The sequence below is a fragment of the Falsirhodobacter halotolerans genome, assembly GCF_022899245.1.
GTDB classification, from domain to species: Bacteria; Pseudomonadota; Alphaproteobacteria; order Rhodobacterales; family Rhodobacteraceae; genus Falsirhodobacter; species Falsirhodobacter halotolerans.
This window is the reverse complement of sequence record NZ_JALJAZ010000002.1, coordinates 58725-81729: the sequence shown is the minus strand read 5'-3', so window position 1 is coordinate 81729 and position 23005 is coordinate 58725. Positions and strand designations below refer to the sequence as shown.

Sequence of the window (23005 nt, the reverse complement as noted above, 5' to 3'; positions counted from 1 at the left end):
CCATGACCTCTCATACCCCCGTCATCGCCCTGCACGGAGGGGCGGGCACCATCCTGCCCAGCCGGATCACGCCCGAGAAGGAGGCCGCCCTGCACGCCGCCCTGCGCGCCTGCCTTCAGGCGGGGCTGACGCGGCTGCAGGAAGGCGCGTCGGCGATGGATGCGGTCACCGCCGCCGTCATGGCGCTGGAGGATGAGCCGCTGTTCAACGCAGGCCGGGGCGCGGTCTTCACCGCCGACGGCACGCATGAGATGGACGCCGCCGTGATGGACGGGGCGACCCGCGCCTGCGGGGCGGTGGCCGGGATCTGCGGGCCGCGCCATCCGATCCTGGCCGCCCGCGCGGTGATGGAACGGACCGAGCATGTCCTTCTGACGGGGCAGGGGGCGGCCCGCTTCTGCGCCGAGGCGGGGCTGGAGATGCAGCCCCCCGAATGGTTCGGCACCCCCACCCGCCGCGCGGCGCTGGAGGCCGAACTGGAACGCCGCCGCCTGAACCTGCCCGATGACGGCGATCCCGCGCGCAAGCACGGCACGGTCGGTGCCGTGGCCCGCGACAGCCACGGCCACCTTGCGGCGGCCACCTCCACCGGCGGGATGACGGCCAAGCTGCCGGGCCGCGTGGGCGACAGCCCGGTCATCGGGGCCGGAACCTGGGCCGATGACGCCACGCTGGCCATGTCCGCCACGGGGCATGGGGAATATTTCATCCGCTGGGCGGCGGGCCACGAAATCGACGCCCGGATGCGGTGGGCCGGTCAGGATCTGGCGCGCGCCGCCACCGATGTCGTGACGGAACTGGGCGCGCGGGGCGGTTCGGGCGGTCTGATCGCCGTGGACCGGCAGGGCAACATCGCCCTGCCGTTCAACAGCCCCGGCATGTATCGCGCCTGGTGCGACCAAAGCGGAGAGATCCGCACCGCCCTGTTCGGTCAGGACTGACCCGCGACCGTTCCGCAAGGCGCAACACGCTGTCCCAGTTCGGGGGCTGGTTGCGCGGCGGCGCGGTTTGCATACTGGCCGGAAAAAACCATAACAGGGAGATTGGAATGCCGGGATCGGCCATCTTCGGACGCGGGCACCTTGCGCTGCACGGCCTCGTCCTTCTCATCGTCGTCGTCGCCGAGGCGATCGGCATCATCCGCATTCCGATCGGCATTGCGGCGATCATTCTTTTGCCGATGCTTTACGCCTTTGCCATGGGCATCGCGCTGAACCCCAACATCACGCGGGCCACGGGGCGGGTGCTGACGCCCACCGTGCAGAAGTTCGCGGGCGGCATGATCACCATCGCGATCACCCCCTTCGTGGCGAAGTTCGGCACCACCGTCGGCCCGCAGATCGACGCGATCATCGCCGCCGGTCCCGCCCTGCTGTTGCAGGAACTGGGCAACCTCGGCACCATCGTCCTCGCGTTCCCGATCGCCGTCTATGTCCTGCGCATGGGGCGCGAAACGGTGGGCGCCGTCTATTCCATCGACCGCGAGCCCAACCTTGCGCTGGTGGCCGAGAAATACGGCCTCGACAGCCCCGAAGGCGCGGGCATCATGGGCGTCTATGCCACGGGCACGCTGATCGGGACGTTCGTCTTCGCCATCATTCCGGTGCTGGTGCACGCGACGGGCGTGTTCGACATCCGCGCGCTGGCCATGTCCTGCGGCGTCGGCTCCGGCTCCATGCTGGCGGCCTGCACCGGCGGACTTGTCACGGCCGAGCCGGAGAACAAGGATCTCATCCTCGGTCTTGCGGGCGCGTCCAACGTGCTGACCTATGCCACCGGACTTTACGTGGGCCTGTTCATCGCCCTTCCCCTGACCCAATGGCTGTTCCGCAAGGCGCGGCCGGACCTGTATTGAGGGCGCGATCATGCAAACCGAAAACCTGAAACTCGACATCGAGGCCACCGACGAACGCCGCATCCGGGTGGGCGAGACGGCGATCCTGTTGCTGATCGCCTGCGTGATCGGCACCGTCGCCAATTACGTCTCCACCGGCGTGGGCGCGCTGGAGGCGTTTCCTGGGATGGCGATCCTCTATGTCTGCTCGGTCGTGGGGCTGATGTTGTCGCGGTTCCTGCCGTTCTATCTGCCGTCGGTCGCCTGGGTGTCGCTGATCGCCATCGTCATCACCATTCCCGGCGTGCCGGGGGCCGACTGGGTCGTGGAACATGTGGGCAAGATCAACTTCCTGTCCCTGGCCACGCCCGCGCTGGCCTATGGCGGGCTGGCCCTGTCGGCCAAGGAATTCGCGATCGCCCGGACGTCTGGCTGGAAGATCGCGATCATCGCGGTCTGCGTGATGCTGGGCACCTATCTCGGCTCGGTCATCATCGCCGATCTGACCTTGCGGCTGCTGGGATGACCGGCCGGCCGCGCGGGGGCACGCCTTCTTGACAACCGGGGGCGAGGGTCCGCATCGTCCGGCGATGACCCTCGACGCCCGCGACATCCGCATCTATCTGGCCGTGCACCGCTTCCGCTCCATCCGGGCGGCGGCGGCGCATCTGGGCCTTGCCCCGTCCATCGTGTCGCGCCAGATCGCGGTGATGGAGCGGGATCTGGGCGTGCCCCTGTTCGACCGCAGCGCGCGCGGCGTCACCCTGACCGATGCCGGAAACCTGGTCCTGGAACACGCCCGCCGCGCGGTGGAGGAGTTCGGGATGCTGGAAGAGCAGCTGAGCGACCTGCGCGGCGTGCAGCAGCGCAACGTCCGCATTCATTGCGGCGAAGGGTTTCTGGCCGATTTCGTGCAGAACGGCCTGGCGGGCATTCTGACCGCGACCCCGCATGTGCGGTACGAATTGCGGATCGGGTCCACCGACGCGGTTCTGGACGCGCTGGCCAATGGCGACAGCGATATCGGCATCGCCTACAATCCGCCGGTGACGGGGGCGGTGCGCTCCGTCGCCTCGGCCCGCCATCCCCTGTGCGCCGTGCTGCCGCCGGGTCATCCGCTGGCGGCGGGCGACCGGGTGGCGCTGGCCGAGTGTCTGCGCCATCCGGTGGCCTTGCTGCCCGCCGGGCACGGCACGACGGACCTTCTGGCGCGCGTGGCGCTGGACAGCGGGCTGGCCCTGGCGCCGCGGCTCATCACCACCTCCATCGACGCGCTGCGCCGTTTCGTGACGGCGGGCATGGGGATCGCGTTCCTGCCCCGCGCCTCGGTCGCGATGGATCTGGCCGACGGCGCGGCCGAGGTGCGCGAGCTGGCCGATCTGGCCTTCACCAGCGCCTCGGCCCATCTGATGGTGCGGGCGCGGCGGCGGCTGCCCGCCTCGGTCGCGCAGCTGGCGGATCATCTGGAAGGCGCGATGGCAAGCTTCACCGACCGTTCCTGAAATCGCAACACCCTGTCCGTGGCGGGGTCGCTAGCGCAACGCTCCGGTTTTGCGCCATCCTTGGGGATCAATATCAGGAAGGGCAGGGCACCATGACAGAGGGCATGACGGTCGGGGTCGTCGGATTGGGCGCGATGGGGTTGGGGATGGCCCTGTCGACCGCGCGCGCGGGCTTTGCCACGCGGGGGTTCGACCTGTCGCCCGCACGGCTGGATCTGGCGCAGGATGGCGGCATCACCCCCGTCACCACGCTGGAGGAGGTGTTCGCCGCCGACCGCATCGTCTTTTCCCTGCCCACCGCGCAGGATGTGGCGCGCGTGATCGACAAGGTGCGGCCCGTGCTGCAGGACCGTGGGCGGATCGTGGTGATCGACACCTCCACCTCTGAACCCGACGTGTCGCGGGCGGTGGCGGCGACGCTGGCCGACATGGGGCACGGGTTTCTGGATGCGCCGGTGTCGGGCGGCCCCTCCGGGGCGGCCAATGGCGCGCTGACGATGATGATCGGCGGCACGGCGGCGGATCTGGACGATGCCCGCCCGGTGATCGACGCGCTGTCGGCCAAGGCGATCCATGTGGGCGACAGCGGCGCGGGCAATGTGGCCAAACTGGTCAACAACCTTCTGTGCGCGGCGCATATGGTCACCACCGCTGAAGGGCTGCGTCTGGCCGAAGCGGCGGGCGTGCCCGCCGAGGCGGCGCTGGAGGTGCTGAACGCCGCCTCGGGCCGATCCATGATGTCCGAGGTGCATTTCCCCACATGGGTGATGAATGAAGGTTTCGACAGCGGGTTCACCATGGCCCTGATGCAAAAGGACGTCCGACTGGCGCGCAAGCTGGCGGCGGATACCGGCACGGACCTGCCGCTTACGACGCGGGCGGCGGACCTGTGGGCGACCTCGCCCCTGGCCGCCACCGACGATTTCACCCGCATGGGCGACTTCCGCCCGAAAGGACAAGACCAATGATCATCGACGCGCAGGAACAGGCCGATCGCATCCTCTCGCTCTATCGCGAGGTGTTTCCGGGGGCGGATCTCGGCAGCCTGATCGGGGGGGAGATCGTCGCGGGCTCCGGCGCGTCGCTGGATTTGACGGACCCCGCCTCGGGGCAGGTCTTTGCGTCCTTTTCCGATGCAGGACAGGCGCAGATCGACGCCGCGATGGATGCCGCCGAACGGGCGCAGCGCGAATGGATGGCCATGCCCGCCGCCGCGCGCGGCCGCATCATGTGGGCCATCGCCGCGCAGATCCGCGCCCACGCTCCCCTGATCGCCGAGATCGAGAGCCGGTCCGCCGGACGTCCCATCCGCGACATCCGGGGCGAGGCGCTGCGCGTGGCAGAGATGTTCGAATATTACGCCGGATGGTGCGACAAGATCTATGGCGCGGTGATCCCCGTGCCGTCCAGCCACCTGAACTACACCCGGCAAGAGCCGGTCGGCGTGGTGATGCAGATCACGCCGTGGAACGCGCCGCTGTTCACCGGCGGCTGGCAGATCGCCCCCGCGATCTGCGCCGGCAACGGCGTCGTCATCAAACCCTCGGAACTGACCCCGCTGTCCACCCTGATCCTTGGCCGCATGTGCGAACTTGGCGGCGCGCCGCGCGGGTTGGTGAACGTGATCGCGGGGGCGGGGCCCACGGCGGGGCAGGCGGGCGTCACCCATCCCAAGACAGGCCTCGTGGTCTTTGTCGGCTCGGCCGAGGCGGGGTCGGCCATCGCGGCGGCGGCGGCGCGCAACACGGTGCCGTGCGTGCTGGAACTGGGCGGGAAATCGGCCAATATCGTCTTTCCCGATGCCGATCTGGACCGCGCCGTCGTCGGCGCGCAGGCGGCGATCTTTGCCGGCGCGGGCCAAAGCTGCGTCGCGGGATCGCGCCTTCTGGTGCACGCGTCGATCAAGGACCGTTTCGTCGCCGCCTATGCCGAGGCGGCGGACCGCATTGCCCTTGGCCATCCCTTCGACGAGGCGACGCATGTCGGCCCGATCAACAACCGCCGCCAGTGGGACAAGATCGGCGCGATGGTCGCCGAAGGCGTGGCGCAGGGCGCCCGGATCGCGGCGGGCGGCGCCCGTCCCGCGCCCCTGGAGGCGTCGGGCGGCTTTTACTTCGCGCCCACCATCCTGGATGGCGTGACCCCCGACATGTCCGTCGCGCGCGAGGAGATCTTCGGCCCCGTCGTCTCCGTCCTGGGCTTCGAGACGGAGGAGGAGGCCGTGGCGCTGGCCAACGGCACCCCCTTCGGTCTGGCGGGCGCGGTCTGGACGGCGGATGTCGGACGGGCGCACCGGATGGCGGCACAGGTCCGGGCGGGGACGTTCTGGGTCAATTCCTACAAGACGATCAACGTCTGTTCGCCCTTCGGCGGGTTCGGGCGGTCGGGCTATGGCCGGTCCTCGGGGCAGGAGGCGCTGATGACCTATACCCAGACGAAGAGCGTCTGGGTCGAAACCGCCGCCGAACCGCCGGTCAGCTTCGGATATGCCCCCGGCTGATCCCCTATTCCTCCCGCCGCGCGGACGATCTAAGATCGCCGCTCGGTCGGGCGCGGGGGATGCGCCCCGTTGCGCGAAGGTTTGTCATGGCTGTCCCACCCCGGTTGCATCCGCGCAACCCGCATCGCGCGGGCTATGACTTCGCGCTTCTAACGGCGCGCACGCCCGAACTGGCGGGGTTCGTCACCCGCAACCCGCGCGGGCGGATGACGATCGATTTCGCGGATGCGGCGGCGGTGCGCGCGCTGAACCGCGCGCTTCTTCGGGCGCATTACGGGGTGGAGGTCTGGGACATTCCCCCCGCCTATCTGTGTCCGCCGATTCCCGGTCGCGCCGATTACATCCACCACCTGGCCGACCTTCTGGCCGAGGGGAATGGCGGAGAGATCCCGCGCGGCCCCGACATCCGCGTGCTGGATATCGGCACCGGGGCCAGCCTCGTCTATCCTCTGATCGGGCGGCACGACTATGGCTGGGATTTCACGGGCGTCGATGTCGATCCGGTCTCGCTCGCCTCGGCGCGGGCGATCTGCGCGGCCAACGACCTGCCGATCACGCTGCGCCACCAGCCCGACCCCGAGGATATCTTTCGCGGCGTCGTCGGGCCGAAGGACATCTTCCACCTGACCTTGTGCAACCCGCCGTTCCACGCCAGTCCCGAACAGGCCGACCGGGGCAGCCGCCGCAAATGGCGCAACCTTGGAAAGGGCGATACGGGCGATCTGAACTTCGGCGGCCAGCAGGCGGAGCTGTGGTGTCCGGGGGGCGAGATCGGCTTTGTCGCCCGCATGATCGACCAGAGCGTGGAGGTGGCCGATCAGTGCCTGTGGTTCACCTCGCTTGTGTCGCGCGGCGACAGCCTGAAGCCGCTGTCGCGCCGTCTGGCCCGCACGGGCGTGGCCGAAACGCGGATCGTGGACATGGCGCAGGGCCAGAAGACCAGCCGGTTCCTTGCCTGGACCTTCCACCCCAAGGGCGCGCGCGCGCCCTAGGGCACCAGCCAGATCAGGACCACCGGCATGGCCACCAGCGCCGCCACCGTCTGCGTGGCCGTGATCCCGGCCATCAGCGGCGCATCGCCCCCCAATTGTCGCGCCAGGATATAGGCGGAGGAGGCGGTGGGCAGAACCTGAAACAGCAGCGCGGTGGTCAGCGCCGGACCGCCCAGGCCGAACGCCCGCGCCACGATCAGCGTCATCACCGGCATGACCGCGAATTTGATGACGGAGGAGGCGATCACCGGCCGCATCCACCGGCGGGCGGCCCGAAACTCCAACGCCGCCCCGACGCACAGCAGCCCCAGCGGCAAGGATGCCGCCCCCAGCGTCGCCATCGCGGGCGCGATCCCCGGCGGAAGCGACAGGCCGAAGACCTGAAACAGGATGCCCCCCGCCGATCCCAGAAGAAGCGGGTTCGTCACCAATTGGCGCACCACCCCCCGCGCGTTCAGGCGGGCGGTGCCGTGGCGGGCGAAGACCAGCACGCACAGCGTGTTGACCGTGGGAATGATCGCGGCATTGCACAGCGCGGCAAGGGCCACGCCCTCGGCCCCGAACAGACCTGCGGCCAAGGTCACTCCGACATAGTTGTTGAACCGGATGCTGCCCTGAAAGACCGAGGTGAAGGCCGGCCCATCCACCCCCAGCACCGGCCGCAGCGCCAGCACGACCCCCGCCACCGCCCCCGTGGCCAGAACAAGCGTCGCCACCAGATCGACCACCGGAAGCGCCCCCAGCGGGGCCGAGGCCAGGCCATGAAACAACAGGCAAGGCAACAGGATGTAATAGCTGAGCCGTTCGGCCTGCGGCCAGAAGGCGTCGGCCAGGAACGCCCGCTGTTTCAGCACCGCCCCCAGCCCGATCAGCAGGACGATGGGGATCAGGGCGGACAAGACGGTGGCGGTCATCGATACGCTTTCATGCGGGGTTCGCCCCGGTCACATCGGAAAGAACACCGTGATCGCAAGGGTGGAGGTCAGGCCCACGATGACGTTCATCGGCAGCCCGATCTTGAGAAAGTCCACGAATTTGTAGTTGCCCGCAAGATAGACCAGCGTGTTTGTCTGATATCCGATCGGCGTGGCAAAGCTGGCGCTGGCGGCCATCATCACGGCGACCACGAAGGGGCGGGGGTCCACCCCGATCTGGGACGCCAGCGCGATGACGATGGGGGTGAACACGACGGCGACGGCGTTGTTGGTCACGATCTCGGTCAGGATCGAGGCGATGGCATAGACCGCCAGCAGCGTGACGAAGGGCGGCAGGCCGTTCAGAAGGGGGGTCAACGCCTCCACGATCACGGTGACGGCGCCGGTGTTTTCCAGCCCCACGCCGATGATCAGCATGGCGAAGATCAGAACGAGGATAGAGCCTTCGATGGATTGCCACGCCTCGTCGCTGTCGATGCAGCGCAGCACCAGGATGGCCGCCACGGCGATCAGGGCCAGAATGCCGATGGGCATGACGTTGAACGCGGCCAACCCCACGATCCCGGCCAGCGCCAGAAGGGCGATGGGCGCCTGCTTGCGCCGATACGCCCGCCCGCCGGTTTCGGAGATGGAAACGACGTCGCGGCTTTCGGACAGGGCGCGCAGCCCGTCCGGCGTCGCCTCCAGAAGCAGGCGGTCGGCGGGGCGCAGCCGGGTGCTGGACAGATCCGCCCCCGCGACATGGCCGTGGCGGAACACGCCAAGGATGCGCACGCCCGCGTTCCGGCCCAGCGTCAGATCGGCGATGCGCCGCCCCGAGGTGGCGTTGGGCGTCACGATCGCCTCCACCACCTTCAATTCGGCATCCTGCGGCAGGGCGAGGCGGCGACGCATCCCGACGCTCAGCCCCTTTTGTTCGGCCAGTGTCAGCAATTCGGACGTGTTGGTCACCACGATCACCGCGTCGCCCGCCTGCAGCACGATGTCGTCCAGATTGCGCAGGATCGTGCCCGCCCGCCGCACGCCCGACACGCGCACCCCGTCCCGGTTGAAATCGGCGGCCTCCGCCAGCGGGGCGTCCACCCCGGCATAGGGTTTGAGGATCATCACATCGGACAGGAAGTCGACCTCGTCGCTGTCCACCTCGCCCGCCGTGGGGCCGTTGGGCAGAAGCCACCGGCCCAGGATCAACAGCGACACCGCCCCCACCGCCGCCGTCACCAGACCCACGGGCGCGATCTCGAAGATGGAAAAGGGCGCAAGGCCGTTCTGCGTGGCGATCCCGTCCACCAGAATGTTGGTCGATGTGCCGATCAGCGTGCACGTCCCGCCCAAAATCGCCATATAGGACAGCGGGATCAGCAGCCGCGTCGGCGCAAGGTTCAGACTGGCCGCCAGCCGGACGACCACGGGGATCAGCACCAGCACCACGGGCGTGTTGTTCATGAAGGCCGATCCCGCCACCGTCGCCACCAGAAAGGTGACAACCGCCAGAACGGGCCGGTGGCGCGCATGGGCGATGATCAGCTTGGCCAGCGCATCGAGCACCCCGGTCCGCACCAGCGCGCCCGACACGACGAACATCGCCCCGATGGTGATGGGGGCGGAATTGGCGAAGACGTCCATCACCTGATCCTGCGGCACCAGCCCCAGAAGGATGAACAGGGCGGCGGCCCCGGCGGCGGTCACATCGGGCGGATACACCTCAAGCGCGAAGGCCACGAACAGCAAGGCAAGAATGGCAAGGGCCAGATACGGAGCGTTCGCTCCGACAAGATCGATGAACAAGGCGCGCGCTCCTGAGGGCGGCGGTCGGGCCGGATCGGACGTCGGCACCGGCAGGACCGCACAACACCGTGAAGATAGACCCCCGTTCCCGGTTTGACATGCCCGCCGCGCAATTTCACTGCAGCCGTTCCAACAGGATCTCGGCCCGGATCGCGCCGTCGGGACAGGCGAGGTTCAGGCGGCCCTCGTCGCAGATCACCCCTTCGATATCGGCCAGCCGTTCGGCCAGCCCGGCGGGATCCGCCGTGGCGAGGGACAGCCCCTTCGGGCCGACCGTGATCCCCGACACCCCGCAATCGCGCGCCAGAAGGCGCAGGCGCGCGGTATGGGCCAGTGTCTCCGCCGGCTCGGGCGTGGGGCCGAAGCGGTCGGCCATCTCGTCGGCGATGCGGTCGATGTCGGCAGCGGTCGCGACATGCGCGATCCGGTGGTAAAGATCGAGGCGCGGCCCCGGTTCGGCGATATACTCGGTCGGCAGATGCCCACCATCCCCGTGATAGTCGGGCAGCGCGTCCCCCGTGTCCACCTGCGCCGCCGCCTTCAGCGCGTGGGCCAGCGTCGCCTGATACAGGCCGACCCCGATGCGGCGGACATGCCCCGCCTGACTGTCGCCCAGAAGGTCGCCCGCGCCGCGATGGTCCAGATCGGACAGGCTCAGCGCCATGCCGGCGCCCAGCCGGTCGGCGGCGACCAGCGCCTCCAGCCGCGCGCGGGCCGCGTCGGACAGCGGGTCCGAGGGCATGAGATGGCACCACGCCTGCACCGCCCCCCGCCCCACACGCCCGCGCAACTGGTGCAATTGCGCAAGGCCGAACAGATCGGGGCGCAGCACGATCATCGTATTGGCGCGTGCCACGTCCAGACCGCTTTCGATGATGGCGGTGGCCAGCAGCACATCCCCCCGGCCCGCGGCGAAGTCCACCATGGTTCGGTCGATCTCGGCCGCCGTCAGGCCGCCGTGGATGTCGCGGATGTCCAGCCCGGGCAGAAGACGCTTCAGGTTGGCCGACACCTCGGGGATATCCTCGACGCGCGGCACCACGACATAGCTTTGGCCGCCGCGCCGCCGTTCGCGCAGCAGCGCGCGGGTCAGGGCTGCGTCGTCGTGCGGGGTGATCGCCGTGCGGATGGGGCGGCGGCGGGCGGGTGGGGTGGTCAGCACGCTCAGATCCTGCAGCCCGATCAGCGCGGTTTGCAGCGTGCGCGGAATGGGCGTCGCGGTCATCGACAGGACATGAAGATCGCGGCCAAGGGCGCGAAGGGCCTTCTTTTGCGCCGCGCCGAAGCGTTGCTCCTCGTCGATGATCATCAGGCCCGGATCGGCGAAGGTCACGCCCTTGCCCACCACCGCGTGGGTGCCGACCACGACGCGCAGCGATCCGTCGGCCAGCCCGGCGCGGGTCGCGCGCGCGTCCTTGGCCGACACGAGGCGCGACAGATGGCCGACCTTGAGCCCGAGCGGGGCAAACCGGCGGCGGACGGTTTCGAAATGCTGGCGGGCCAGAACGGTGGTGGGCGCGCAGATCGCCACCTGACGCCCCGCCAGCACGACGGCGGCGGCGGCGCGCAGGGCGACCTCGGTCTTGCCATATCCCACATCGCCGATCAGCAGCCGGTCCATGGGCCGACCGGAGGCCAGATCGGCCAGGATGTCCGTCACCGCTGTCGCCTGATCGAAGGTGAGGGAATGCGCAAACCCCGCCACGAACTCCTCGAACCGCGCGGGGTCGGCCACCAGTTTGGGGGCCTTTGCCGCGCGGCGGTCGGCCATGGCCGCGACCAGCTTCCGGGCCAGCGCGCTCAGCGCCGTGCGGGTGGCCGCGTGGCGCTTGTTCCAGGCCGCGCCGTTCAGCTTATCCACCGCCACCCCGGCGGGGTCCGCGCCATAGCGCCAGATCTTGCCCGCCTCCGCCGCCGGAACCAGCAGGCGTTCGTCGTTGCGAAAGATCAGGCGGATCGCCTCGGCCCCCGACGCGGTCGCGGCCATCGGTTCCAGCCCGCCGAAACGGGCCATGCCGTGATCCTCATGCACGACGATGTCGTCCACCTCCGGCGTAAGGACGGGTTGGGGAAGCACCCAGCGGGCCACACGGGCCGGGGCCTCGGCCTGACCGCCCAGAACGTCCTGCGCGGCGATCACCGCCAGATCGCCCGCCACCCAGCCCGAGGTCAGATCCGCCACGACGATCGCCGTAGGGTGGTCGACGGCGTCGGCCCAGCTCTCGGCCTTGTGCACCGCCGCGCCGATCATCCGCGCCAGACGGGTCCGTTCGCGGCCCGATCCGGCCACCAGAACCGTCCGCCCCGCATAGGCGCCGTGCCAGTCGCGGAACGCGCGGCGCGGCTGCGGATCGCGGGCGAAGGCGGGCACGGGCGCGCCGTCCGGCACGGGCCGCACCTCGATCCGAGTGCGCAAGGTGTCCCACGCCTTCGGGGCGATGATGCGGCGGTCGAAGGCGGGCGGCGTGGCGGCATCCTCGGCCGCGTCCTTGTGCTGGCGCGTCAGGCGGGCGAATTCCGCCGGCGCGCGATCCAGCGTTCCGTCCAGCGCGGTCACGCGGGCCGTGGGCAAATGGTCGAACAGGGTGGCCATCTCGGGCCAGACGGCGTCCTCCTCCGGCGGGAATTCGGTCACGGGGGCGATGTCCAGCCACGTCACCTCGCCCGTGGACCGCTGGGTGATGGGGTCATAACAGCGCAGGGATTTGACGGTCGCGCCGTCCATTTCGATCCGGCAGGGGTGGCCGTCGCCCGCCGCGAACACCTCGACCGTCGCGCCGTGAAAGGCGATCTCGCCCGGCAGATCGACGCGGTCATCCGCGACATAGCCCGCCGCCCGCGCGAAATCGGCCAGCGCGTCGATGTCCAGATCGTCGCCCACTTGCACCCGGCGCGACGGCGCGGCCCCGACGGGGGGCAGCTTCTGCAAAAGGGTGGGCAGCGTGACGATGACCGTGTCCACCCCCCCTGCCGCCGCCCGCGCAAGGATGGCCATCCGCTGCCCCATCACATCCACCGTGGGGCGGATCGGATCGAAGGGCAGCACGTCCCACCCCGGAAACCACGCGACCCGCCGGTCCGGCAGAACGTCCTGCAGGAACGCCGTCAGCCCTTCGGCGGTCGCCTCGTCCGGCACGATGTGCAGCCGGGGGCCGGTCGGTTCCCCCTCCGTCAGAAACGCGATCGCTTCAAGGGCGACGGGGGGCAGGTCGGGCATGGGGATGGTCCTTGGCGCGGGTGGGCGGCGGGGCAACGGTTGGCGGCAGCGCCGGTTCCCGCGGTGCCCCTTACCCACCTGCCTCGAGGGCGCGAAGGAAATTGTCGATTTCCACCGTGCGGCGTTCGAACAGGGTCACTTCCGTGGTCAACCCCGTCTGCCAGGCCAGATCCCGGCGCTGCGGCTGATCGTTCAGGGCGATCAGACGGTCCGACATCGCCCGCACCTCGGACGGACCCTGGGCGAGACCTTGCGCGATCACCTCGTCCCCCTGATGGCACAGCGAGGCGGCGATTTCCCGCAAGGACAGTTCGGGATGATATTGCACGCCCCAGAAAAGGCCGGTCCCGTGCCGGATCTCCACCGCCTCCACCGGCGTGTCGGGGTTCGACGCCAGAAGGCGGGCGCCGGGGGGCAGGCGGGTCACCACGCTGGAATGCATCGCGGGCGCGGCCCAGGTGGCGGGGCGTCCGGCCAAGAGCGGGTGATCCTCCCCCTCGGGCGCGCGGGTGATGTCGCGGGCGAAGGCGACCTCGGTCCCCGCCTTGCGCGGGCCGGTGGCCCCCCCGGCGGCGACGGCGGCGATCTGCATCCCCGCGCAGGAGCCAAAAGACGGGACCCCCGCCGAAAACACCCGCGCCATGAACGCCGCCGCCGCGCGGGTCTCCGCGCTGTCCTCGTGCATCTGGATGGGGGAGCCTGCGAAGATCACCCCAGAGTAGCGGCTCAGATCCCCCGCCCCCGCCGGATCCGGGCTCACGCAGGACACATTCGCCAGGTCGATGTCGGGCCGCATCCGCCGCAACGCCTTGGCATAGATTTCATGCGAGGCCGCGCCGGAATAGGCGCGGCGCTCCTCTTGCTGGGCGGCGGTTTCACTGGAAACGACGAGGATGCGCAGGGGCAAGGGGCGGACCTTTCGGGTGGGGCAGGTATGGAACGCGCGCGGGCCGATAAGGTTCATGCGACCGATCGCCGCCCGACCTCGGGTTTGCAAACTGCCTCATTTCCGTGTCGCCACGGTGCCATTTGCGGCACAGGCCGTCATATGAACGCGGCTTGTATGTCCGGGGCCCCCATGGCCGCGATTCAGGATTGTGGCACGGGATCATCCGGCCCATTCCCGTCCGCAATGGACAAGGGCCCCCGCATGACACGACATCCGACGGCCGCCCCGCCGACCCTGTTCCACCCGCGCGCCGAAGGCAAAGGGTCGGACCACCCTGAGATGGAGACACCCGATGCCGCATGATGTGATCCTGCGCGGCGGTCATGTGACCGACCCCGTCAACACCCGCGACGGCGTGTTCGACATCGCGATCGACGGGGGGCGGATCGCGGCGGTGGGTCATTCCCTCGGCCCCGCGCGGGAGGAGGTGGATGCGTCCGGCCTGCACATCCTGCCCGGCATCATCGACACGCATGTCCACCTGTCGTCCTGGCTGGGCGGGGCGGCGGGCCACCGGATGCTGGCGCGGGCGGGGGTGACGACGGCGCTGGACATGGCGGGGCCGGTGGCCTCGGTCATGGATCTGGCGGCGCGTCACGGCACGGGCCTGACGCTGGCCTGCATCGATTATGTCCGCCCCGGCCATACGGTGGACACCGCCAACCCCCTGACCGACGAACTGCGCGACCATCTGGCCCGCGCCCGCGCCGAAGGGGCCATCGGCCTGAAGGTTCTGGGCGGCCATTTCCCCCTGACGGCCGAGGCGACGGCCCGCGTCATCGCGCTGTGCGCCGACGAAGGCGCGCATGTGGCCTTTCACGCAGGGACGCTGGACACGCCGCAGGACATGCGCGGCCTGCGCCAGGCGGTCGATCTGGCGGCGGGCCATCCGCTGCATCTGCCGCATGTGAACGCCTATGTCCGCGGCACCCAGGATCACATCCTGACCGAAACGCGGGAGGCGTGCGACCTGCTGGAGGCGCATCCCAACATCTGGTCCGAAAGCTATCTTGCGCCGTTCAACGGCAATTCCGCCAAATGCGCGAACGGCATTCCCGAAAGCGTGGCGACGCAGCGCAATCTGGTCAAGGGCGGGTTCGATCCGACTGCCAAGGGGATGGAGGCCGCGATCCTGGCCGGGTGGGCGCATGTCCACATGCTGCGGGACGGGGAAAACCATCTGGCCGTGGGCGAGGCGGCGCTGGAGGCCTTTCGCGCGGCGGAAACCGACATCGGGTGCAGTTTCCACGTCAACCCGCCCGAGGCGCGGATCAATCTGGCGGTCATGAAACGGGCCAACGGGCGCTTTGCCATCGACGCGCTGGCCACCGATGGCGGTGGCATTCCGCGCAACGACCTGTGCGATCGCGGGCTGGCGCTGGTGGCGTTGAACGCGCTGACCTTGGCCGACTTCGTGGTGAAAACCTCGGTGGAGCCGGCGCGGATGATGGGCCTGCCCACCAAGGGGCATCTGGGGGTGGGCGCGGATGCCGACATCACGCTGATCGACCTTGCGCGGCGGCGGGCGGTGTCCAGCTTCGGCGGCGGCCAGCCGATTCTGCGCGACGGCGTGGTGGTGGGGCAGGGGGCGACGATCCTCTGCCCGCCCGAGGCCGAGGCGCATCTGCAGGCCAAGGGCCTGCGGACAAGAACGACGCCGCCCTTTCAATTCCGGTCGATTCAGCCTGCCCTGTAACGGCCGATGCGCCCGCATTCGCCGCTTTCACGGTGCCTGCACCGTGACCATCCGCGCCCGGTAAATGCCCATCCACAGCCCCGCGCCGGGGGCGGGGCCGGGTTCGCGATTGACCAAGGCTCGCCCATGCCGCCTTCTGAACCCATCCCGTTCCTTGCCGGAGCCGTGCCATGGACATGAAACTTCTGGAAGATTTCCTGAGCCTGAGCGACCTGCGCAACTTTTCCCGCGCGGCCGAGGCGCGCAACATCACGCAATCCACCCTGTCCAAGCGCATCCGGGCGCTGGAACATTGGGTCGGGGCGGCGCTGGTCGATCGGTCCACCTATCCCATCGACCTGACGCCCGAAGGGGCGGCGATGGTGCCCCAAGCGCGCGAGATCGTGGCCCGGTTCCACGGGATGCGCACCGGGGTCCGCGCCGTGGCGCTGGTGGATCGCAACATCGTGCGGGTGGCGGCGTTGCACACCTTGCGCGTCGCCTATCTTCCGCAATGGCGGCGGGAGGTGGAGCGCACGCTGGGGCCGCTGCATCTTGGCAATCCGGGGTCGTGTTCCGCCTACGCCCAGACCCTGCGCCAGTTCCGCAACGGCGAGAACGACCTGCTGCTGACCTATGCCCATCCTTCCGTGGCGACCGGCCTCGATCCCGCCCGGTATGAGACGCTGACCCTGCGGCACGACCGGCTTGTTCCCGTGTCCGCCCCGGCGGAGGATGGACGGGCGCTGCATCATCTGGATGCGGGGGGCGTGGTGCAATTCCTCAGCTATGGCACCGCGTCGTTCTTCGCCCAGGCGTTGGCCCCGCTGCTCAACGCCCGTCCCCGCGCGCTGAACGTGGTCGCGACCAACGCCATGAGCATCGGCCTGCAATCCCTGGCCGAGGTGGGCGGCGGCCTGGCCTGGATACCGGAGGTGCTGGTGGCCGACCATCTGGCGGATGGACGGCTGGTCATGGCGGGTGGGCCGGACTGGACCCTCGATCTGACGGTGCAGCTGATCCGGGCGCGCGGACCCGCCCGCGGGGTGGTGCAGCGGGTGTGGGACGCAAGCCGCGCGCTGGCGGCGGCGGGCGACACGGTCATCCCGCTGCGCGCACGGGGTCAGGCGGGCTGAAGGCGCAGCACCTCGCCCAAAAGGCGCAGGTCGGGCAGGGCGTCCAGATCCTGCAGCCGGTCGTGCAGGTCGGGCCGCCCGGTGCAATCGGCGAACTTGGCCCGCCTCTGGTCGGGGGTCAGCGGGTCGCGGATCGTGCCGCGCGCATGGCTGCGGGCCGCCTCGGCCACGCGGCCGTCCTTCAGGCGCACCGTCATTCGGTGCGCGGCCTTGAGCGCGGCGGCCTGTTCGTTTTCGGGCAGCAGGGTCATCTCCACCTTGGCCATGTCGGCGCGGATATGGGGGGCGAATATGGCCGCCGGCGTGAAATCGGCCAGCGACAGGACATCCTGATGCAGGGCGCGGGCCAAGCAGTATTGCATGGAAAACCGGGCCTCCATCTCGGTCTGCGGGTCGGGATAGGCGAGGTTGCGGTAATTCGCGAGCGCCACGGCGATGGTGATATGGGCCACGTCATCGGCGGCAAAGCCCGGATCGCGGCGCAGGTCGTGCAGCATGTCGATTGCGTTATGCGTCGATCCGCAGCAGGGATGCAGCTTGGGCGACAGGCCCTCCACGCCGATGACATGCGGGGCATCCGGCACGATGTCCCATATGGCGGGGACGCCCGCGCCGAACAACTCGCCGAACCCCTGCGGGCCTTCCAGAATGTCGGCCCGGCCGCGAAGGCCCGCGCGGGCCAGCAGCGCCGCCTCGGTCGCGTTGCGCGCGGCGGCCCCGGCGTGGAACGGCTTGGCCGAGGTGCCGAACTGCCCCTTCGGCCCGCAGGCCGTCGATACTGCCAGCGACATCGCCTGCACCCCATCCGCCCCGATCAGCATCGCCGCCCCCGCCGCCGTGCCGATGGGCGCGATGGTGGATGTGCCGTGCCAACCGGCGGTGTAATGCTGCGGGCGCACCCCCTGACCCACCAGCGCCTGCGCCTCCAGCCCGGCCAGATAGGCATCGACCAACTGCCGCCCCGTCACCCCCGTTTGCTGGCCCACCGCGATCAAGGCGGGCACCATGACGGCGGAAGCATGGCTCATCCCCGGGCCGAAATTGTCGTCGAAATCCAGCGCATGGCCCGCGACGCCATTGATCAGCGCCGCCGTCGCCGCGTCGGTGGCCCCCGCCACGCTGTCGCACGGCCCGCCCGTTGCGGGTTTGGCGGCGATGACCGCGCGGGTGGCGTCGTCATCCCGCCCCGCGACGATGCAGGCCAGCGTGTCGATGATGGCCTCCACCGCCGCGCGGCGGTCGGCTGGGGTGATGGGGCAGCCCCCGGCGATGCGGGCGGCGATCTGGTCCAGAACGGTCATGGCGGTCTTTCAAACGGTGATGGCGGGGGCCGAGGCGGCCAGGAATTCGCGGGTATACGCCTCGCGCACCCGGCCCGCGCGGACATCGGCGGCGGTCACCTCCTCAAGGATGCGGCCATGCCGCATGATCGCCACCCGGTCGCACATATGGGCCACCACGGCAATGTCGTGGCTGACCATCAGATAGGACAGGCCCATTTCGCGCCGCAGGCGGGACAGAAGGTTCAGGATCTCGGCCTGCACCGACACGTCCAGCGCGCTTGTCGGTTCATCCAAGAGCAGCATCTTCGGCTCCACGATCAGGGCGCGGGCGATGGCGATGCGCTGGCGCTGCCCGCCCGACAGTTCGTGGGGATAGCGAAAACGGAACTCCGGCCCGAGGCCCACATTGCGCAGCACCTCGTCAATGCGACGCTGTTCGTCGCCCAGCCCCATCAGCTTGACGGGTTCGGCCAGCACCGATTGCACCATCTTGCGCGGGTGAAGCGAGCCGTAGGGGTCCTGAAACACCATCTGCATCGCGCGGACGTGTTCGTGGCGGCGTTTTGCCGGAAGCTCGCGCCCGTCGAACAGCAGATCGCCGTCATAATCGGGGTTGAGGCCCGCCACCGCCCGCAGGATCGTCGATTTTCCGCAGCCGGATTCCCCGATCAGGCCGAAGGATTCGCCGCGCCGGATGTCGAAGGTCGCGCCGTCCACGGCCAGAACCTCGCTTGTGCCAAAGCCGAAGCCGATGGTCAGGTCGCGCGCCTCAAGGATGGTGTCTTTCATGTCAGCGCTCCGGTCCGCCATTCGTCCTGCCGCCGGATGACGGCCAGTTCGTCGCGCGGCTGGTCCAGCCGGGGCAGGCTGTCCAGAAGCGCGCGGGTATAGGGGTGTTTCGCCCGGCCCAGATCGCGGGCGGGCAGATCCTCCATCACGCGGCCCGCATACATGACCAGCACCCGGTCGCAGAAATCGGCCACAAGGTTCAGATCGTGGCTGATGAAGATCAGGCTGGCCCCCGTCCGGTCCACCAATTCGTCCAGAACGTTCAGCACCTGCCGCCGCACCGTCACGTCCAGCGCCGAAGTGGGCTCGTCCGCGATGATCAGCTTCGGTTCGGGGATCAGCATCATCGCGATCATGATCCGCTGGCCCATTCCGCCCGACACCTCATGCGGCAGAACGTCATAGACGCGTTTCGGATCGCGGATGTGCACGCTGTCAAGCATCGCCAGCGCACGCTCCTTCGCCTCGGCCGCGCTGCATTTGTGGTGGGTGCGATAGGCTTCGGCGATCTGTTTGCCGACGCGCATCAGGGGGTTCAGGCTGAACTTCGGGTCCTGCAGGATCATCGCGATCTCGGACCCGCGAATGGCGCGCATCCGTTTTTCGCTGGCGGTCAGCAGATCGGTCGCGCCGAAGGCCAGCCGATCCGCCGTGATCTTTGCCGAAGGCGGCGACAGGCCCATGATCGCCCGCCCCGTTTGGCTTTTGCCCGAGCCGGATTCGCCGACGATGCCCAGCTTTTCATGCCCCAGGGTGAAGCTGACGCCGCGCACGGCATGGGTGGTGCGCATCGCGCCCTTGAAGTGGATGTTCAGGTTCTCGACCGTCAGAACGGGGTCAGTCATGCCAATTTCAGTCATGGCGGGGGTCCAATACGTCGCGCAGGCCGTCGCCCACAAGGTTGAAGGCCAGCGAGGTCATCAGGATCGCAAGGCCGGGGGCGGCCGCGACATGCCCGTTCGACAGGATGAACTGCCGCGCTGAAGACAGCATCGCCCCCCATTCCGGGCTGGGCGGCTGCGCGCCAAGGCCAAGAAAGCCCAGACCGGCGGCCGACAGGATGATCGACGCCATGTTCAGCGTGACGCGCGCGATGACCGACGGCACGCACATCGGCGCAATGTGGCGCGTCATGATGTGCCAGGCCGATGCCCCCTGCAGGCGGACCGCAGCGATATAGTCGGCGCGGCGGATCATCATCGTCTCGGCCCGCGCCAGACGGGCGATGGGGGGCCATGTGGCCAGCGAAATGGCGATGATCGCGTTGTCGATGGACGGCCCAAGCGCCGCGACGAAGGCCAGCGCGAGGATCAGCGACGGAAAGGCGAGGAAAATCTCGGTGATCCGCATCAGAACCACATCGACCCAGCCGCCGAACCACCCCGACACCATCCCGACGATCAGCCCGATCGGGGCGGAGATGGCGGCGGTCAGGCAAGCGATGTAGAGCGTGATGCGCCCGCCATAAAGCAGGCGGGACCAGATGTCGCGCCCCAGCTCGTCCGTGCCCAGCCAGTGTTCGGCCGACGGGCCGGCCAGACGGTTGGCCAGGTTCTGGGCATAGATGTCATGCGTGGCCAGAAGCGGCGCGAAGATCGCCGCCCCGAAGATCACGATCAGCAGGACCAGACCGAACATGGCCGATCCGTTGCGCCGCAGTTTCGACGCGGTGATGCGAAGCTGCTGAAGGCGCGCCTCGGCCGGGGTGCGGGGCCCGAGGGCCGCGGGGGAAAGGGCTGTCATAAGGATACCTCAGCGCGTGCGGGGGTCGAGGATGCGGTACAGGAGGTCGCAGATCAGGTTCAGCATCACGAAGATCACCCCGATCAGAAGCGTGCAGCCCACCACCGAATTCATGTCGCCCGCCAGAAGCGAGTTCGTCAGGAACCGCCCGAAACCCGGCCAGGCGAAGACCGTCTCGGTCAGCACGGCCCCTTCCAGCAGAAAGGCGTAGGAGAGGGCGATCACGGTGATCACCTGCACGGCGATGTTGCGGAACACATGCAGCCAGACGATGCGCCACAGGCCAAGCCCCTTGGCGCGGGCGGTGATGACGTATTCCTGCTCCAGCTGCTCGATCATGAAGGAACGCGTCATGCGCGAGATATAGGCCAGCGAGGTCAGGCCCAGGATCGCGGCGGGCAGGATGATATGGCTGAAGACATTGCCGAACACCGCCCAGTTGCCCGCCAGAAGCGCGTCCAGAAGATAAAAGCCGGTCACGGGTTTGAGGTCGAATTCATAAATGAAGTCGATCCGCCCCGGCCCGCCGACCCACCCCAGCATGGCATAGAAGAGCACAAGCCCCATCAGCCCCAGCCAGAAGTTCGGCGCGGAATATCCGATCAGCGACAGGATGCGGGCGGTGTGGTCGATCCATGTGTTGCGGTAAACGGCGGCCACCACGCCAAGGGGCACGCCGATGCCGGTGCCGATCACCATCGCCACGGTCGCCAGTTCCAGCGTGGCGGGAAAGACGCGGGCGATCTCCTCGGCCACGGAGCGGCCCGACAGGAGGGAATTGCCGAAATCGAGGCGGACCAGATCCCAGAGGTAATGGCCGAACTGCACCAGAAGCGGCTGGTCCAGCCCCATCTGCACATACATCCGTTGATAGGCTTCGGGCGTGGCGTTGTCGCCCAGAACCGCCAGCACGGGATCGAGCGGCAACAGCCGCCCGATCAGGAAGGTCAGCGCCGCCAACCCCAGCAGCGTCACGATCACCGACCCCACGCGCGACAGGATCGCCAGCGGGCGGGAGGGGGCGCGGCGCCCCCTTCTGCGGGGGCGCGTCTGCGTGCGGGCAAGGGCCGTCACTTCGTCACCTTCTCGTAATAGGTGCGGAAGCCGTTCCACGTCCAGCCGTCCACGTTGCTGCGGATGGCGGCGACGTTGAAGGTCTGGAACATGATCGCCATTTCGCCCGTCTGCATCCAGTCTTCCTGCAGGCTGCGGTATTTCGCGCGGCGGGCGTCGTCATCCGTTTCGGTCAGGGCGTCGGCCACGCGGGCGTTCATGTCCGGATCGAAATAATTCGCGCGCCAGGACGGGTATTGGGTCAGCATCGCCTCGTCCGAATTATCGGGGTTGGACACAAGGCGAGAGGCGTTGCCATGGGCGTCCGGCACGCTGGTCATCCACGCCATGATGATCGCGTCGAAATCGCGCGCGCGGGCACGGGCGAACAGCTGCGCGTTGGCCATCTGTTCGATGTTCAGCGTCACGCCGATCTTGGCCGCGTTCTGTTGCAGATGCTGGCCCAGGGGCGAGGACCACGGCAGCGACCCGATGAGCAGGGTCGTCGTGAACCCGTCGGGATAGCCCGCTTCGGTCAGCAGTTCCTTGGCCCGCTCCAGATCAAGGTGGAAGGGACGGCCCTCATCCCCCTCCAGCGCGCCCCAGGCGCCCGATTGGGCAAAGCTGTTCCACGGCTGGCCCAGATAGTTCATCACCGTGTCGCCCAAGGCCTGATAATCGATCAGGTACTTCATCGCGAGGCGCACCTTGTCGTTGTCGAAAGGCGGGCGGGCGACGTTCATGGTGGTGAAGATCAGTTGCGGCTTCAGCGCCGAGACGATTTCGGTGTCGGGATTGGCATCCAGCGCGGCCAGATCGTCGGGCGTCAGATCGCGCGCCACGTCCACGTCGCCCTGTTCCACCAACAGGCGCTGCGTGCCGGTTTCGGCGACGTGACGGATCAGGATGCGCGGGATGCCGGGGGCGGGTCCGTCGTAATTCTCGTTGGCTTGCAGCACGATGCCCTCGCCCTGATTCCACTGCACCAGACGATAGGGGCCAAGGCATTCGGTGCGCGCGTTCAGATAGGCGTTGCCCAGATCGCCGTTCTGCTCGTTCTCCATGATCGTCGCGCGGTCCAGCGTGGCCGAAACGCGATAGGCGCCGATCGCCTGAAGGAGCAGGTTTTCGGGATAGACCTGATCGAATTTCAGCACGAGCGTATGGTCGTCGGGGGCGGTGATGCGCGCGTCCATGTTCTCGACGGTGAACCCGTATTCGGTCAGCGCGGCGGCGTTGCCGAAGCCAAGGGTCAGCACGCGCTTCAAGGACCACATCGTGTCCTCCGCCGTGACCGGGTTGCCCGAGGGGAAGACCGCCCCTTGGCGCAGATGGAAGGTCAGCTCCTTGCCGTCCTCGCTCATCTCCCAGCTTGTGGCGAAGGCGGGGTCCACCTCGGATTCCGCGTCGGGGCGGAATTCCACAAGGTTTTCGCAGGTGTTGGAGACCAGCTCGCTTGTCACCACCTCGCCGATCTGGGCCGGATCGAAGGTGGAGATGGCGTCGATGTTCCACGCCATGACAAGGGCGTTGTCGGGGGTGGCGGCCAGCGCGGGGGCGGCCATAAGGCAGGCCACGCCGGTCAGCAGGCGAGTGCGAAGGTTCATGG

19 protein-coding genes are annotated in these 23005 nt (G+C 68.7%); 9 read left to right on the top strand and 10 right to left on the bottom strand.

What is annotated here, in order from left to right:
- Positions 1-2: 2 nt before the first annotated feature.
- The 7 genes from MU449_RS13775 (at position 3) to rlmF (ending at position 6828) form a co-directional block, all read left to right on the top strand.
- Positions 3-941, top strand: coding sequence for an isoaspartyl peptidase/L-asparaginase family protein (locus MU449_RS13775; RefSeq protein WP_244739176.1), 939 nt, complete (start codon positions 3-5; stop codon positions 939-941).
- Between the two features lie 107 nt (positions 942-1048).
- On the top strand, positions 1049-1855 hold the full coding sequence (locus MU449_RS13770; RefSeq protein ID WP_244739175.1) for a DUF3100 domain-containing protein: 807 nt from the start codon (positions 1049-1051) through the stop codon (positions 1853-1855).
- Positions 1856-1865: 10 nt separating this feature from the next.
- The gene (locus tag MU449_RS13765; RefSeq protein ID WP_244739174.1) at positions 1866-2360 is read left to right on the top strand and encodes a hypothetical protein; all 495 of its coding nucleotides are present in this window, start codon (positions 1866-1868) and stop codon (positions 2358-2360) included.
- Between the two features lie 64 nt (positions 2361-2424).
- Positions 2425-3336: a LysR family transcriptional regulator gene (locus MU449_RS13760; RefSeq protein WP_244739172.1), complete on the top strand. Its 912-nt coding sequence runs from the start codon at positions 2425-2427 to the stop codon at positions 3334-3336.
- Positions 3333-4304 (top strand): NAD(P)-dependent oxidoreductase, encoded by a 972-nt coding sequence (locus tag MU449_RS13755; RefSeq protein WP_483299409.1) that lies wholly within the window; start codon positions 3333-3335, stop codon positions 4302-4304. The genes MU449_RS13760 and MU449_RS13755 overlap by 4 nt, the downstream gene beginning before the upstream one ends.
- Positions 4301-5836, top strand: a complete 1536-nt coding sequence (locus MU449_RS13750; RefSeq protein ID WP_244739168.1) for an aldehyde dehydrogenase family protein — start codon at positions 4301-4303, stop codon at positions 5834-5836. Before MU449_RS13755 ends, MU449_RS13750 begins: the two co-directional genes overlap by 4 nt.
- Positions 5837-5922: 86 nt before the next feature.
- A complete protein-coding gene (rlmF, locus tag MU449_RS13745; protein WP_244739167.1) occupies positions 5923-6828 on the top strand; it encodes a 23S rRNA (adenine(1618)-N(6))-methyltransferase RlmF in 906 nt (301 codons plus the stop codon).
- Here rlmF and MU449_RS13740 read toward each other — a convergent pair.
- The 4 genes from MU449_RS13740 to MU449_RS13725 all read right to left on the bottom strand — a co-directional run bounded on the left by MU449_RS13740 (position 6825) and on the right by MU449_RS13725 (position 13675).
- On the bottom strand, positions 6825-7742 hold the full coding sequence (locus MU449_RS13740; protein WP_244739166.1) for an AEC family transporter: 918 nt from the start codon (positions 7740-7742) through the stop codon (positions 6825-6827). The genes rlmF and MU449_RS13740 overlap by 4 nt on opposite strands.
- Before the next feature lie 30 nt (positions 7743-7772).
- Positions 7773-9551 (bottom strand): SLC13 family permease, encoded by a 1779-nt coding sequence (locus tag MU449_RS13735; protein WP_244739165.1) that lies wholly within the window; start codon positions 9549-9551, stop codon positions 7773-7775.
- Positions 9552-9666: 115 nt separating this feature from the next.
- Positions 9667-12768: a TRCF domain-containing protein gene (locus MU449_RS13730; RefSeq protein WP_244739164.1), complete on the bottom strand. Its 3102-nt coding sequence runs from the start codon at positions 12766-12768 to the stop codon at positions 9667-9669.
- Positions 12769-12838: 70 nt separating this feature from the next.
- Positions 12839-13675: a glutamine amidotransferase-related protein gene (locus MU449_RS13725; protein ID WP_244739163.1), complete on the bottom strand. Its 837-nt coding sequence runs from the start codon at positions 13673-13675 to the stop codon at positions 12839-12841.
- A gap of 334 nt (positions 13676-14009) precedes the next feature.
- Here MU449_RS13725 and MU449_RS13720 point away from each other — a divergent pair, with 334 nt between their 5' ends.
- Together MU449_RS13720 and MU449_RS13715 are read left to right on the top strand one after the other, a co-directional pair.
- On the top strand, positions 14010-15413 hold the full coding sequence (locus MU449_RS13720; RefSeq protein WP_244739162.1) for an amidohydrolase family protein: 1404 nt from the start codon (positions 14010-14012) through the stop codon (positions 15411-15413).
- Positions 15414-15583: 170 nt separating this feature from the next.
- Positions 15584-16528 (top strand): LysR family transcriptional regulator, encoded by a 945-nt coding sequence (locus MU449_RS13715; protein WP_244739161.1) that lies wholly within the window; start codon positions 15584-15586, stop codon positions 16526-16528.
- On the opposite strand, the gene MU449_RS13710 is transcribed toward MU449_RS13715, so the two are convergent.
- The 6 genes from MU449_RS13710 to MU449_RS13685 are packed head-to-tail and all read right to left on the bottom strand — an operon-like array spanning position 16516 to position 23003.
- A complete protein-coding gene (locus MU449_RS13710; protein WP_244739160.1) occupies positions 16516-17829 on the bottom strand; it encodes an MmgE/PrpD family protein in 1314 nt (437 codons plus the stop codon). The two genes, MU449_RS13715 and MU449_RS13710, sit on opposite strands and share 13 nt — an antisense overlap.
- 9 nt (positions 17830-17838) lie before the next feature.
- Positions 17839-18600 (bottom strand): ABC transporter ATP-binding protein, encoded by a 762-nt coding sequence (locus MU449_RS13705; protein WP_244739159.1) that lies wholly within the window; start codon positions 18598-18600, stop codon positions 17839-17841.
- Complete coding sequence (locus MU449_RS13700; protein ID WP_244739158.1) at positions 18597-19445, bottom strand: ABC transporter ATP-binding protein; 849 nt, start codon at positions 19443-19445, stop codon at positions 18597-18599. Before MU449_RS13700 ends, MU449_RS13705 begins: the two co-directional genes overlap by 4 nt.
- Before the next feature lie 7 nt (positions 19446-19452).
- On the bottom strand, positions 19453-20343 hold the full coding sequence (locus tag MU449_RS13695) for an ABC transporter permease (RefSeq protein WP_244739157.1): 891 nt from the start codon (positions 20341-20343) through the stop codon (positions 19453-19455).
- 9 nt (positions 20344-20352) lie between these two features.
- Positions 20353-21417 carry an ABC transporter permease gene (locus MU449_RS13690; RefSeq protein WP_244739156.1) on the bottom strand — a complete coding sequence of 355 codons (1065 nt, stop codon included), beginning with the start codon at positions 21415-21417 and terminating at the stop codon, positions 20353-20355.
- Positions 21414-23003 (bottom strand): ABC transporter substrate-binding protein, encoded by a 1590-nt coding sequence (locus tag MU449_RS13685; protein WP_244739155.1) that lies wholly within the window; start codon positions 23001-23003, stop codon positions 21414-21416. The genes MU449_RS13690 and MU449_RS13685 overlap by 4 nt, the downstream gene beginning before the upstream one ends.
- Positions 23004-23005: the final 2 nt, after the last annotated feature.

Bases quoted from the DNA above. Each gene is read 5' to 3' on its own strand.
- MU449_RS13770 (WP_244739175.1), top strand. From the start codon at position 1,049: ATGCCGGGATCGGCCATCTTCGGACGCGGGCACCTTGCGCTGCACGGC.
- MU449_RS13740 (WP_244739166.1), bottom strand. From the start codon at position 7,742: ATGACCGCCACCGTCTTGTCCGCCCTGATCCCCATCGTCCTGCTGATC.
- MU449_RS13700 (WP_244739158.1), bottom strand. From the start codon at position 19,445: ATGACTGACCCCGTTCTGACGGTCGAGAACCTGAACATCCACTTCAAG.
- MU449_RS13720 (WP_244739162.1), top strand. From the start codon at position 14,010: ATGCCGCATGATGTGATCCTGCGCGGCGGTCATGTGACCGACCCCGTC.
- MU449_RS13730 (WP_244739164.1), bottom strand. From the start codon at position 12,768: ATGCCCGACCTGCCCCCCGTCGCCCTTGAAGCGATCGCGTTTCTGACG.
- MU449_RS13710 (WP_244739160.1), bottom strand. From the start codon at position 17,829: ATGACCGTTCTGGACCAGATCGCCGCCCGCATCGCCGGGGGCTGCCCC.
- MU449_RS13750 (WP_244739168.1), top strand. From the start codon at position 4,301: ATGATCATCGACGCGCAGGAACAGGCCGATCGCATCCTCTCGCTCTAT.
- MU449_RS13775 (WP_244739176.1), top strand. From the start codon at position 3: ATGACCTCTCATACCCCCGTCATCGCCCTGCACGGAGGGGCGGGCACC.
- MU449_RS13715 (WP_244739161.1), top strand. From the start codon at position 15,584: ATGGACATGAAACTTCTGGAAGATTTCCTGAGCCTGAGCGACCTGCGC.
- MU449_RS13685 (WP_244739155.1), bottom strand. From the start codon at position 23,003: ATGAACCTTCGCACTCGCCTGCTGACCGGCGTGGCCTGCCTTATGGCC.
- MU449_RS13765 (WP_244739174.1), top strand. From the start codon at position 1,866: ATGCAAACCGAAAACCTGAAACTCGACATCGAGGCCACCGACGAACGC.
- MU449_RS13760 (WP_244739172.1), top strand. From the start codon at position 2,425: ATGACCCTCGACGCCCGCGACATCCGCATCTATCTGGCCGTGCACCGC.
- rlmF (WP_244739167.1), top strand. From the start codon at position 5,923: ATGGCTGTCCCACCCCGGTTGCATCCGCGCAACCCGCATCGCGCGGGC.
- MU449_RS13705 (WP_244739159.1), bottom strand. From the start codon at position 18,600: ATGAAAGACACCATCCTTGAGGCGCGCGACCTGACCATCGGCTTCGGC.
- MU449_RS13695 (WP_244739157.1), bottom strand. From the start codon at position 20,343: ATGACAGCCCTTTCCCCCGCGGCCCTCGGGCCCCGCACCCCGGCCGAG.